Origin of the sequence: Enterococcus sp. AZ009, from assembly GCF_050548785.1 — a bacterium.
Lineage (GTDB): Bacteria > Bacillota > Bacilli > Lactobacillales > Enterococcaceae > Enterococcus_D > Enterococcus_D entomosocium.
The window spans coordinates 716,179-728,928 of record NZ_CP172960.1 but is presented as its reverse complement, the minus strand read 5'-3'; the positions used below and the strand labels follow the sequence as shown (position 1 = coordinate 728,928).

10 protein-coding genes and 1 other annotated feature are annotated in these 12,750 nt (G+C 43.6%); all 10 genes read right to left on the bottom strand.

Features of this window, described 5'->3' with window-relative positions; genetic code table 11:
- Positions 1-3 precede the first annotated feature (3 nt).
- Positions 4-204 (bottom strand): cold-shock protein, encoded by a 201-nt coding sequence (locus IGJ74_RS03400; RefSeq protein ID WP_005225155.1) that lies wholly within the window; start codon positions 202-204, stop codon positions 4-6.
- Between the two features lie 200 nt (positions 205-404).
- Entirely contained in the window at positions 405-1,097 is a 693-nt protein-coding gene (gene radC / locus IGJ74_RS03395; RefSeq protein WP_008377042.1) for a RadC family protein, read from the bottom strand.
- 82 nt (positions 1,098-1,179) lie between these two features.
- Positions 1,180-1,854, bottom strand: coding sequence for an HAD family hydrolase (locus IGJ74_RS03390; RefSeq protein WP_016611929.1), 675 nt, complete (start codon positions 1,852-1,854; stop codon positions 1,180-1,182).
- Positions 1,847-3,160, bottom strand: a complete 1,314-nt coding sequence (locus IGJ74_RS03385; protein ID WP_008377037.1) for a bifunctional folylpolyglutamate synthase/dihydrofolate synthase — start codon at positions 3,158-3,160, stop codon at positions 1,847-1,849. The genes IGJ74_RS03390 and IGJ74_RS03385 overlap by 8 nt, the downstream gene beginning before the upstream one ends.
- 148 nt (positions 3,161-3,308) lie before the next feature.
- Positions 3,309-5,954 (bottom strand): valine--tRNA ligase, encoded by a 2,646-nt coding sequence (locus tag IGJ74_RS03380; protein WP_061053800.1) that lies wholly within the window; start codon positions 5,952-5,954, stop codon positions 3,309-3,311.
- Between the two features lie 557 nt (positions 5,955-6,511).
- Positions 6,512-6,746 (bottom strand) — a binding site (T-box leader).
- A gap of 57 nt (positions 6,747-6,803) precedes the next feature.
- Positions 6,804-7,295, bottom strand: coding sequence for a thiol peroxidase (gene tpx / locus IGJ74_RS03375; RefSeq protein WP_008377033.1), 492 nt, complete (start codon positions 7,293-7,295; stop codon positions 6,804-6,806).
- A 65-nt stretch (positions 7,296-7,360) separates the two neighbouring features.
- Positions 7,361-8,014: a redox-sensing transcriptional repressor Rex gene (locus IGJ74_RS03370; protein ID WP_016620881.1), complete on the bottom strand. Its 654-nt coding sequence runs from the start codon at positions 8,012-8,014 to the stop codon at positions 7,361-7,363.
- Positions 8,015-8,167: 153 nt separating this feature from the next.
- A complete protein-coding gene (gene thiI, locus IGJ74_RS03365; protein WP_430608684.1) occupies positions 8,168-9,376 on the bottom strand; it encodes a tRNA uracil 4-sulfurtransferase ThiI in 1,209 nt (402 codons plus the stop codon).
- A gap of 47 nt (positions 9,377-9,423) precedes the next feature.
- On the bottom strand, positions 9,424-10,566 hold the full coding sequence (locus IGJ74_RS03360) for a cysteine desulfurase family protein (RefSeq protein ID WP_304414156.1): 1,143 nt from the start codon (positions 10,564-10,566) through the stop codon (positions 9,424-9,426).
- Positions 10,567-10,752: 186 nt separating this feature from the next.
- Positions 10,753-12,474, bottom strand: a complete 1,722-nt coding sequence (gene ezrA / locus IGJ74_RS03355) for a septation ring formation regulator EzrA (RefSeq protein WP_016611694.1) — start codon at positions 12,472-12,474, stop codon at positions 10,753-10,755.
- Positions 12,475-12,750: the final 276 nt, after the last annotated feature.

Here is a 12,750-nt window from a genome sequence, read left to right as displayed (position 1 = left end):
AGCTTACGCTTTGTTTACGTTAACTGCTTGAGGTCCACGATCAGAATCTTCCACGTCGAAAGTTACTGCTTGACCTTCTTCTAAAGTTTTGAATCCTTCACCTTGGATCGCTGAAAAGTGTACAAATACGTCTGTACCGTCTTCGCGAGAGATAAAACCAAACCCTTTTTCAGCATTGAACCATTTTACTGTACCTTGTTCCATTATAAAAAAACCTCCTCGTGCATAAGCACTTAATTATGTGTAACATTGCCTTTGTGCGATAGAGGCCTAACGTGCGTTTCAACATCTATTCAGCAAACAAAATTACAATAATATTTTACACTTGCCCGTATTTTTTTGCAAGACAGACGATTAGACAATTCACCTTTATTTTTAATAATGTTCGCAAATTAGCCGTTGTGTCAGCAAATTTCTTGATGCCAGAGGCCTTCTTCTCGCAAACTAACATAGGCATTGTCGCCAATAATTAAATGATCCAGTAGTTCGATCCCCATCAAGTCTCCGCACTTGATCAAGCGGCGTGTAAACAGCAGATCTGCCTCTGAGGCTTGGGGACTACCGCTGGGATGGTTGTGAACGACGATCACTCGTGCGGCACTGTAGCGTACCGCCCAATGAAAAATCTCCCGTGGGTGAGCGATCGACTGATTCAACGATCCGATGAAGATCGTCTTTTTTTGAATGATCTCATTTTTGGTATTCAAATAAATCCCTAGCAAGTGCTCCTGACGAAAGTCTTTTAATTCTTGGATCAGCTGATGAGCGATCGCCATACTGGAGTTGATCTTGCCGTACTTTGGTTGAACAGACCGCTGGATCCGCACACCTAATTCAATCATCGCTTTGATCTCGATGGCTTTGATTTGTCCGACGCCGCGAATTTCTTGTAATTCATCGATTGTCGCTTCTTTTAATTCATACAATTCTTCAAAACGATTCAAGACACTAGCCGCTAATTCCAAGACATTTAGGGGCCGTGAGCCAGTCCGCAACAAAATTGCCAACAGTTCTTGGTTCGAAAGGGCATCAACCCCATATTGCACTAAGCGCTCTCGTGGAAACGAGCTTTGGGGAATCTCTGTTTCATTGATCATAAAAAAACTCCTTTGCGTCGGTCTAATAAAAGATACGCAAAGGAGAGAGTATTTCATGAATAAGATGCGCAAAAAATCACAGTTAAATCGAAAAAGCCGTTTCTAGAAAATCTGGGACATCCTCTAGTGAAGGCAAGACTTTCAAGACTTTTTCTTCAATGATGGTCGTCGGCGCGATCAAATCGGGAATCATAATGACTGAGATCCCTGCCCCATGAGCAGCATGAATACCGTTAGCCGAATCCTCAAGGATCACCAATTCTTCTTTTGGTACCGCCAGTAATGCATGAGCTTTTTCAAAAATCTCAGGATCTGGTTTTGCCCGTGTGACATCATCAAAGCAGACAATCTTAGGAAATTCCGCCGTTAAGTCTGCTGCTTCCAGCAAGGTGTCGATCACTTTGCGCTGGTTACTAGACGCCAACACTCGGGGAATCTTTTTCTCATCAAGATAATGCAATAACTCGTGGATCCCCGGCTTCAATTCAGCCTCGCCCCGTTGGAACATTTCCAACGTTTGCTGAAAAGCCGCTTGAATAAATTCTTCAATCATCTGATGACCAAAGGCTTCATCGAATCTCTCATGATAAGCTGCCCAGACTTCTTCATCCGAAACACCTACATAGGCTAGGTATAACTCTTTTGTATAGGGAATACCCATTTGATCAGCCACGATTTGAGTCGCTTGGTAATAAAGCAGCTCCGTGTCAAAAATCAAGCCGTCCATATCGAAAATCACACCACGTAACTTAGCCATTTCTTCCTCCTATTGCCAATAACAATTCACGAACTTCTGAAACAAAATACAAGGATCCTGTCACCAGCAGCAAATCTTCATTGGTCATTTTTTCTAATAATTCTGCCAAGCCAAACTGCCATAAAGAAACGGTTGAGATTCGTTTTTCATCGAGTTCCTGATAGCCGTCTGCCAAATGCAGTGCTTTGGGAAAATCGAAGGTCGTTAAATAAATCTCGGCTTGGGGAATCGATAGCAATTGCTGAAGCATCTCATTGACGTTTTTGGTTTCAAGCGCTGAAAACAGTACATGGATGCGATAGTCGCTGAACTCTTCTTTCATCGTATCTACTAAACGAGCCATGGCGTGTACGTTATGGGCACCATCGATAATCACTAGTGGCTCACTACTGATTCGTTCCATCCGGGCGGGCCAATAGGCTTTTCGCAAGCCATTGCGAATCTCTTTGGCTGAAAAGGGCAGTTGCCGCAGGTCGCAATACAGGCTGTATAATTGGATCGCAACACCGGCATTTTCTGGTTGATGGCGGCCTAACATCGGTGTTTTCAAGCCTTTGATTTTGCCATGCTCATTTTCAAAATCAAATAATTCGCCCCATTCTTCATCGGGACGACGATAGGTCACACGGTACTCTTGCCCTGCATGATAAGCAGGTGCCTGTGCTTCTGTAGCTTTCAAATCGATCACCGAAAGCGCACTTTCAACGATATTGCCAGTAACAAGGGGTGTTTGCGGCTTGATGATCCCTGCCTTATGGGCAGCGATCGCTTCAATGGTATCCCCTAAGACATCCATGTGATCCATGCCGATCGTCGTGATCGCGGTCAAAATAGGAGAAATAACGTTGGTACTATCTAAGAGTCCCCCTAAGCCAACTTCAATAATCGCAACATCGACCTTTTTTTCTTCAAAATAGCCTAATGCCATAGCGGTAATGATCTCGAACTGGGTAATGCCCGTCAACGTTTCATCGCGATCAATTTCAGCAACCAGCGGCTGGATTTTTTCCACCCAAGCGACCAAGTCCTCATCTGATATAAATTGTCCGTTGATTTCAATTCGTTCATTGAACGCTTCAATGTGTGGGGAAGTAAAGGTCCCCACTTGCTGCCCAGCTTCTTCTAAAAGACTACGCAAATAACTGACGGTCGATCCTTTGCCATTCGTACCGGCGATATGGATCATGGTCACCTTTTTTTCAGGATTACCCATCCGTTTTAATAATGCTTCGACACGCATCAATCCAGGTCTTTGCCCAAATGTCAAACGCGAATGGATCCACGCTGTTGCTTCTTCGCTTGTCATCTCGCTCACCTCGCTCCTATTTTAACAAAAAATGAACGGCTTTCCCAATTTCTTTCCTTTAAACGAGAAAATTGTTCGCCCTGTTTCTATTGAATAAGCAAAAACAAGCATCTCCGAAAGATGCTTGTTTGCGTATGATGTGCTCATCCTATTGGATTGTGCGTAATTGTTCGATCCGTTCTTGAACGGCTTTTTGTTTTTCAAGATAATCGGCTTCTTTGCTGCGTTCTTGTGCCACGACTTCCTCTGGTGCATTGGCAACGAAGCGTTCATTCGCCAGTTTGCCTTGTACCCGTTGAACTTCTTGGGTGAACTTCGCTAGTTCTTTCTCCAAACGCGCGATTTCTTCTTCAATGTTGATCAACCCAGCTAGTGGCAAGTAGATCGTCGCACCTGATAGGATGGCAGACATCGCCAATTCAGGGGCTTGCAAGCTGTTAGAGATTTCTAGTTCTTCTGGATTACAGAAGCGTTCGATATAGTTTTTGTTAGCGATCAAGAATTCTTCGATCTCAGGCTCATTTGCTTGGATCAGCAAAGTGATTGGTTTCGAAAGTGGTGTATTTACTTCTGCTCGGATGTTTCGAACCGAACGAATCAATTCTTTCAACACTTCCATCCCTTGCGCCGCTTTTTCATCCGTCCATTCTGGAGCCACTTGTGGATACTCAGCAACGACTAATGATTCCCCTGTATGCGGCAGCTTGCTCCAGATTTCTTCTGTAACAAATGGCATGATTGGGTGCAACAAGCGTAAAATTTGATCAAGAACATGGACTAAGATGCTCTTATTAACTTGTTTCGCTGCTTCATTGTCACCGTATAACGTTTCTTTCGACATTTCAATGTACCAGTCACAGAAATCATCCCAGATAAAGTTGTATAATTGACGACCTGCTTCACCAAATTCGAAGCGTTCAAAAAGGTCAGTGACTTTTTCAATCGTTTCATTCAAGCGCGTCAAGATCCAACGATCCGCCACTGATTTTTCACCAGAAAAATCAATGTCTTCTGCAGTCATTTCGCTGACATTCATTAAGACAAAACGGGAAGCATTCCAAATTTTATTGATGAAGTTCCAAGCAGCATCCATTTTCTCATAGCTGAAACGCACGTCTTGTCCCGGTGCAGAGCCATTTGATAAGAACCAACGCAATGCATCAGCACCGTATTGTTCAATGACTTCCATCGGATCAATCCCGTTTCCAAGAGACTTACTCATTTTGCGACCTTGTTCATCACGGATCAATCCGTGGATCAAGACATTTTCAAATGGTCGTTTGCCAGTAAATTCCAAGCTTTGGAAAATCATACGGCTTACCCAGAAGAAAATGATGTCGTAACCAGTTACTAATGTATTCGTTGGGAAGTAGCGTTGGAAATCTTCATTGTTTTCATCTGGCCACCCCATCGTTGAAAACGGCCATAAAGCAGAACTAAACCATGTATCCAATACGTCTGGATCTTGCTGCCAATTTTCGGCATCTGCTGGCGCTTCAAGTCCTACATACATTTCCCCCGTTTCTTTGTGGTACCAAGCTGGGATTTGATGGCCCCACCACAACTGACGAGAGATAACCCAGTCATGGACATTTTCCATCCAACGTAAGAATGTTTGGTTGAAACGTGGCGGATAAAAGTCCACCGCATCGTCGGTTTCTTGGTTGTCGATGGCTTGTTTTGCTAATGGTTCCATTTTTACGAACCATTGTGTCGATAAACGAGGTTCGACTACTACGCCTGTCCGTTCTGAGTGACCTACGCTATGGACCATTTTTTCGATTTTGATCAGACGACCTAACGCTTCTAAATCTTTCACGATTTGCTTGCGAGCAGCAAAACGATCCATGCCTGCATAGGTACCTGCTAAGTCATTCATTGTTCCGTCATCATTCATGACATTGACCCGTGGTAGGTCATGGCGGTTACCGACCTCGAAGTCATTCGGGTCATGGGCAGGAGTGATTTTTACGACCCCTGTTCCAAATTCTTGGTCCACGTACTCATCAGCGATGATTGGGATCTCTTTATTGACCAAAGGCAAGATCACTTTCTTACCAATCAATGCTTGATAGCGTTCATCTTCTGGATGAACCGCGACTGCTGTATCCCCCAACATCGTTTCTGGGCGAGTCGTTGCGATCTCCACCACGCCGCTGCCATCCGCTAATTCGTAAGACATGTGGTAAAAAGCACCTTCGATGTCTTTGTGGATCACTTCAATATCAGATAATGCCGTGCGGGCTTGCGGATCCCAGTTGATGATGTACTCGCCACGATAGATCAAGCCTTTTTCATATAGCGTCACGAAAACTTTACGAACCGCTTCGGATAATCCATCATCTAATGTGAACCGTTCACGGCTATAGTCTAGGGATAAGCCTAGTTTCGCCCATTGTTCCCGAATGTGACCGGCATATTCTTCTTTCCAATCCCATACTTGTTCAACAAATTTTTCCCGACCAAGGTCATAGCGAGAAATTCCTTGTTCCCGCAGCTTTTCTTCTACTTTGGCTTGGGTAGCGATCCCGGCATGGTCCATTCCTGGCAGCCATAAGGTGTCATACCCTTGCATCCGTTTTTGACGAATGATGATGTCTTGTAACGTGGTATCCCAGGCATGACCTAAGTGCAATTTTCCTGTTACGTTTGGTGGTGGAATCACGATAGAATAAGGTTTTGCTTCTTTATTGCCGCTTGGTTTAAAACGGTCATGCTCTAACCAATCTTGGTAACGCCCGGCTTCTACTTCTTGGGGATTGTACTTGGTGGATAGATTCTCAGTTTCTGTCATAGTTGGTCCTCCTAAAGTTACGTTTTTTAAACGTAATGGTTGGTGTGGTTTTTTGGTGCCTGTTGCTGGGTAAAGCACGAAAATGTTCGAATCGTTCAGGATGAGTGCAGTGGTAGAGATGATTATCCGTTGTTTGTTGACGCCTCGTTTGTTGTTCGTAAAAAGTACGTTTCTTACAGAGGTCATGGCTCGCTTCGTGAACCAATTTTGGTGACTTCGCGTACTGTTCATCATCTGCTCTGTCCCTCTTTGTGGGCCAATCATAGTGATTCCTAGTATAGTTACTACGCTCCCTTTGGTCGCCTAGTACTGTTCATCATCTGCTCTGTCCCTCTTTGTGCGCCAGTCATAGTGATTCCTAGTATGGTTACTACGCTCCCTTTGGTCGCCTAGTACTGTTCATCATCTGCTCTGTCCCTCTTTGTGGGCCAGTCGCAGTGATTCCCAGTATGGTTACTACGCTCCCTTTGGTCGCCTAGTACTGTTCATCATCTGCTCTGTCCCACTTTGTGGACCAGTCGCAGTGATTCACAGCAAAAAGCGCCCTAATGCCGAGGCATTAGGGCGCTGATACGCGGTACCACCTAAATTGCAGATTGCTCTGCCACTTTGACGTGAGGTAACGTTCACGACGCGCTTGATCTTACTGTGCGGCTTTGTCTGCAAGAAACAAACCGTGGTTCGGATCAAAGACCTTCAAGCTACCTTTTCAGTGTCTGGGGAAGTCTTGCACCGACCGACTTCTCTCTGACCGCCAGGGTCACTGATACTCCTCTTGAACATTGTCTTGCTATCATAGATTCTTGTTTCATCTTGCTACATTCTACAATGAACTTTTTTGAAAGTCAATCAGAGGTTTGCTTTCGCCGCATCAATGGCTGCTTGATAATCCGGTTCGTGGGAGATCTCAGGCACGATCTCAACATGTTGAATCACGCCTTCACGGTCTAAAACGAAAATTGCTCGGGCAAAATGACCGAAGTCTGGGATCATGATTTGATAGGCCTCACCGAAGGTATTCGCCGGATCATGAAGCATGATCATGTCGACGCCTTCTTGGCCGCACCATTGTGCTTGTTCTTCTTTTGTATTGTTAGAGATCGTTACAAAATTTATATCATCCAATTGACTTGCTTCTTGGTTGAAACGCTTGGTCTGCAACGCACAGACACGTGTCACGATATCGGGAACCACGCTGATGATCGTTGGTTTTCCTAAAAAATCAGTCAGTGTATATTCCTTGTCCTCTAAACTTTTCAAGCGAAAATCAGCTGCTTTATCCCCTACTTTTGGTTGGTTGCCGGGCATCTCATAAACCGTTTCTTTGCGTGTAACTTGCATATCATCTCTCCTATAGCATTTTCTCCCAGTATAAGAAAGATTGTCAAAAAACGAAAAGGATTTGCTCAGACTTTCGATTTTTGCGAGTAGGTCGTATCAAAAAAAATCAATGTTTGCAATTCTGTCGTCAAATCAATGTATTGGATATTGACGTCTTTTGGCACGATGACGGGATCAGGGGCAAAATTTAAAATTGCTGTGATCCCAGCATCTACGATCGCATCGATCGCCATTTGTGAATAACGGCTAGGAACGGTCGAAATCGCTACGGTGATTCCTTTTTCTGCTACGACTTCCGCCAATTGGTCCATTCCATAGACATAACGTCCACTAATGGTCTGGCCAATTATTTCTGGATCATTGTCAAAAACCGCGATTACGGAAAGATTTTCATTTCTGCGAAAATTGTTGTTAGCTAACGCTTTTCCTAAATTTCCATAACCAATCAAGGCAATTTTTTTCTCCTCATTGGTTTCTAAAATATAGCTCAAAACCTCAATCAAATAAGGAACATCATAGCCATACCCACTTCTGCCTAATTCTCCTAAATGAGAAAAATCTCGGCGGATCGTGGCTGAAGGAACTTGCGTGATTTCTGCAAACTCTTTTGATTTGATTCGCTGAACACCAGAGGCATCCAGTAATTTTAAATGTCGTAAATAAGCTGGCAAACGTTTTGCCGTTGCTTTCGGAAGTTTTTTATCTCTTAGTGCTTCCATCCTGTCCACCCTCCTTGTTAAATGATTCACATATTGAGTGTAGCATGTTCCATTTTCAATAGCAAGAAAATATTCACAAACTCTCTCACTCGATGAAAAACGACCACAAATGTTCCCTAACAGTTGTGGTCGTAGTTTAAAAAAGAAACTTTATTATAAGAATTCAGCGAATTCGGTTGCTATTTTTTCTTGATTTGCCGTGATTACTTCTAGTTTCAACCCAGCCATCGCACGTTCCATCATCCCTTCGATATCGAGACGCTCTTCATATTGATGTACTTTATCCAGTCTTGGGCGTGTCTTTGGTTGAGGGGGGGCAAAGATTGTGCAGCAATCCTCAAATGGTTGAACCGACAATTCAAAAGTATCAATGGCTTCGGCAACTTCAATGATCTCCAATTTGTCCATCGTTGCCACTGGGCGCACGATTGGCGTATTGGTTACTTCATTGATGGCGACCATGCTATGCAAAGTTTGTGAAGCGACTTGTCCTAATGATTCACCATTTAAGATAATCAAGCCATGACGAGCCTCACGAATCGCATCTGTCAAACGCAGCATCATCCGACGGGTGATGGTCATCCAATAGCCTTGCGGCACACGGTTTTTGATTTCTTCTTGGATTTCCGTAAACGGAACTTCGATAAATTGGATGCTTCCCACATAAGGAGCAAGCTTCTTCGTTAGATCTTTGGCTTTTTGTAATGCTTGTTCACTCGTATAAGGAGGACTTGCAAAATGGACTGCTTCGATCTCAACACCGCGTTTCATGGCAAAGTAGCCTGCAACTGGCGAATCGATACCACCAGAAAGCATCAACATTCCCTTACCGCTGGTGCCAACGGGTAAGCCGGCTGCTCCTTGGATCGTTTCATAGGACAGATAGGCGCCATCGATCCGTATTTCCACCCGCAGATTGATGTCTGGTTTTTTCATTTGGACTTTGATATCAGGAAAACGGTCGATCACCGCATTACCTAAGGTCAAATTCAACTGGTTGCTATCTTGCACAAACGAGTGATCGCTGCGCTTAGCTGTGATTTTGAAGGTCTTAACACCGGTGTAGATCTCTGCCATAACGTCTTGAACGGCTTTCTTTAATACCTCAATGTCTTTTTCAACCCGAATACTAGGGGAAAAGTTTTGAATCCCAAAGACTTTTTGCAGCTTAGGAATGATCTCTTGGCTGTTTTCACCGTTCAATAGCAAGTGCATGCGATCTCGCTCGGCATGAACTTTGACATGGGGATAATCGGCTAAGGTACGTTTGACGTTTGAAGCTAATTGCATAATAAAACTACGACGATTTTTGCCCTTTGTTGACAGTTCGCCGTAACGAACCATGATTTCTGAATAATTCACGAGAAAACTCCTTTGATTTGGATTGATTTTATAGTGCTATGTCGTGCTTAATTGATTTTCGAAAATTTTTGGTACAACTGGTGGAAGACGATTAGAAACTGCTCGACTTCTGCCATCGTATTGCTCTCATCTAAACTGATACGAACAGCGGATGTCGCTAATTGTTCCGGAACGTGCATCGCATGAAGCGTACTGCTGGCCATCTTTTTACGGGAGGAACAAGCGCTCGTCGTCGAAAGATAGATCTGCTTTTCTTCAAAGGCATGGACTAAGACTTCTCCTCTGATCCCTTTTAATGAGAAACAAAGTATATGTGGCGCAAACCCTTCAGTGCCAGAAAAAAGCGTGACTTTCTCATAGCCAGCCAGTGCTTCTTGCAAATAGCCTTTTAATAATTGAACATGGTTCGGCTTTTCAGCCTTGTGTTCCGTCGCTAAACGCAGGGCTTTTGCCATGGCAACGATTGCTGGTACATTTTCGGTGCCGCTGCGCTGATTTTGCTCTTGCCCACCGCCGGTCATCAATGGCGCCAGCTTACGGCCTTGTTTCCAATAGATAAAGCCGGCACCACGAGGTCCATGAAATTTATGCGCAGAGAACACGGCAAAATCGACCCGCTCATTGAACCATTGCTCTTGCGGCACCTTTGTGATGGCTTGGACAGCATCCACATGGAAATGGATCGTTGGGTAGTCCGCTAGCACGGCTGCGATCTCATGGATCGGTTGGATCGATCCCACCTCATTATTGACCGCCATAACCGAAACCAAAATCGTTTCTTTGCGAATCATGTTTGCTAATTCTGACACGTTGACAAAGCCTTGAGCATCGACAGGTGCCACACTGACCTCAAACCCTAACTCGGCTAATTGAGCGGCTGTTTCACTGACGGCTGGGTGTTCAATACTGGAAATAATCAGGTGATTTCCATAGGCTTTTTTTGCTAAAGCAGTCCCTTTGATGACCCAGTTGTCTCCTTCGGTCCCTCCACTGGTAAATGCGATCTCTTTGGAAGAAACGTTTAACAGATCGGCGATCTGCTGACGGGATTGCTGTAGCAGGCGATTGGCTTGATTTCCCAAATCATGCAGGCTTGAGGGATTGCCGATGATTCGCTGGCTGACTTGGACATATGTATTTAAAGCTTGTGGATAAATAGCGGTTGTTGCACTGTTGTCAAAATAGATCAATGATAGGACCCTTTCTCTAAAAAAATTCTTTCCCATTATAACTGCTCTTGGGCTGAGTTTCAAGGTGACTCGCTGGCTTTGGCTTTATTTAAAGGAAACTTTTCCTTCCTTCGTAAGCGGTACTCATGCAGCGAGCCATTCTTTCCATGAAAAAAGCCAGTCAGTTTTTCACTGCTGGCTTTCGTATTATACTAAGTCGCGGTTATTGAAGTAGAAGTTTTCGATCCGTTTGAAGGCACCTGGTTCTACTCGTTCCAACGCTGTGCCGATTTCATCTAGCGCATCTTGATAGCGATATTCTTTACTGAACAAGTAAAGTGATTTGTCGATCGCTGCCTTGATATCTGGATGAGAATGACGATAGCGGTTGGCATATTGCATCATTTGCTCAGTCAATGCCGCAGCATCCACTAAGTCTTTCGTTTGTTCATCTAAAAGATCAAGATCTTCTTCACAGACAGAAACCAATTTATTGATTTCTTGCATGTTGATGCGAATCTTGTTCAATTCTTTGCCTAATTCTTCCACCCGATCTGTTGCCACGAAGAAGAATTCTAAATACTCGCCTGGCAAACCAGGTAAGCGTTGCTTCTCAACAAACCGCTTCAAGTTGCGTAGACGGAATTCGAAGCTTTCCACTTTTTCTTGCGCAACTTTTTCGCCACGACGTAATTCCGCAAGGGAATCATCGATTTCGACTTGCTGGCTTTCCACATCATCCAAAATCTTGTAGGCATCTTTGTAGAAGCTTTGCACTTCTGAATAAGGAATTTCGTGCTTTTCTAATTGTGGTAGGTACTCGTTGTTGCGACGAGCCAATTCGTCGACTTCCGTTTGGAAACCACGAACGCGACCTAATTCATTATGATTCAATGTGTAGCTTTGTGCCGTATGATCCAACTCGATCAACAATTGACGGTTGTTCTTCGTTGCGTGGTCAATATAGTCTTCAATGATTTGGCGGTTTTTCATGACATATTTCTTGGCATTGATTTCACGTTCCATCACCGTATACAAGGCATCGATATCACTTGCAGTATCACGACTTGCCACTTCAACGGAAGCGACTTCTGTTTTCGCTAGATCATTCATGGAGTTTTCAACTCGTTTTTTCACACGGTTGATTTCTTCTTGGAAGTTTGCTTCTGGGAACACATATTTTTGTTCTAATAATTTTTTGTAGCCATCTTGGATTTCTTTCAACTGATCTGGGAAGGTACGGTTTAATTCTTCGTAGGCCGCTGGGATCCGTTTCATTAAGTCTTCTACTTCATAGGTGTGTTTTTCTGCTTGGTCTAACACTTCCCGTGCTTCCACAGGATCGCCTGAAGTATTTAAGGTAACAAATTGGGTGAACTCAATTTCAATGTTTTTGATTTGTTTTTGCAGCTCATTGTAAGCAGGACCGAATTCTTCGCCTTGATCCCGTAGCTTCTTCTTCAAGTCTTCGTAAACGTCCAACGCTTTTTGGACTTCCAGTGAATTTCGTTCTTCACTTTCTCGTAATTCTTTCAAGCCGGCGCGAATCTCTTCTACTTGGCGTTCCATCTCATCCATGGTCGCTTCCGCTTGAACAATCGCCCCTTTTGCTTTGAAAAAGCGGATGCGTTCGTTTAGTTCTTCCACTTCAAAGATTTGACTCTCAAGTTCAGCAAAAGATTTTGTGGAGATATCTGTCCATTGTTGGTTCCACTCACGGAAGGTGTTTTGACTTTGACCAACCAAGTGCATTCTTTTTACTTCATCGACTTCTTCGATCACCGGTAAGTCAAACAGATTTTCTTTGCGTTTTTCCAAGTCATTTAGCTTTTCTTGGTTTTTCTTCCGCATGAAAAAGCCAATTGCATACAAGACCGCTGCGATGATGATGATGGCAATGACAATTCCAAAGATGATATTAGTTCCCATTTTGTGGTTCCTCCAATTTTCAAATATACATGTTTCGTCTAAAATCTGCTGATCAGCAGATTGATTGATAAGTTCATTGAGTATAAAAAGGACAGACAGTCCCTTTATAAAAAAGCATCTACGCTAGATTATAGCATAAAGAAAAAAATCAAGCATTAGATTGAGGCAAAAAAGATCGACTTTTTTCGCATTGAATAAAATCATTCACGGCTTTTCCATCGATAATGAAAACAAATCGTGAAATTTACATCAACAAGTGACTTTTTTTCTGATTTT

Bases quoted from the DNA above. Each gene is read 5' to 3' on its own strand.
- radC (WP_008377042.1), bottom strand. From the start codon at position 1,097: ATGATCAATGAAACAGAGATTCCCCAAAGCTCGTTTCCACGAGAGCGC.
- ezrA (WP_016611694.1), bottom strand. From the start codon at position 12,474: ATGGGAACTAATATCATCTTTGGAATTGTCATTGCCATCATCATCATC.
- tpx (WP_008377033.1), bottom strand. From the start codon at position 7,295: ATGCAAGTTACACGCAAAGAAACGGTTTATGAGATGCCCGGCAACCAA.
- IGJ74_RS03370 (WP_016620881.1), bottom strand. From the start codon at position 8,014: ATGGAAGCACTAAGAGATAAAAAACTTCCGAAAGCAACGGCAAAACGT.
- IGJ74_RS03400 (WP_005225155.1), bottom strand. From the start codon at position 204: ATGGAACAAGGTACAGTAAAATGGTTCAATGCTGAAAAAGGGTTTGGT.
- IGJ74_RS03385 (WP_008377037.1), bottom strand. From the start codon at position 3,160: ATGACAAGCGAAGAAGCAACAGCGTGGATCCATTCGCGTTTGACATTT.
- IGJ74_RS03380 (WP_061053800.1), bottom strand. From the start codon at position 5,954: ATGACAGAAACTGAGAATCTATCCACCAAGTACAATCCCCAAGAAGTA.
- IGJ74_RS03390 (WP_016611929.1), bottom strand. From the start codon at position 1,854: ATGGCTAAGTTACGTGGTGTGATTTTCGATATGGACGGCTTGATTTTT.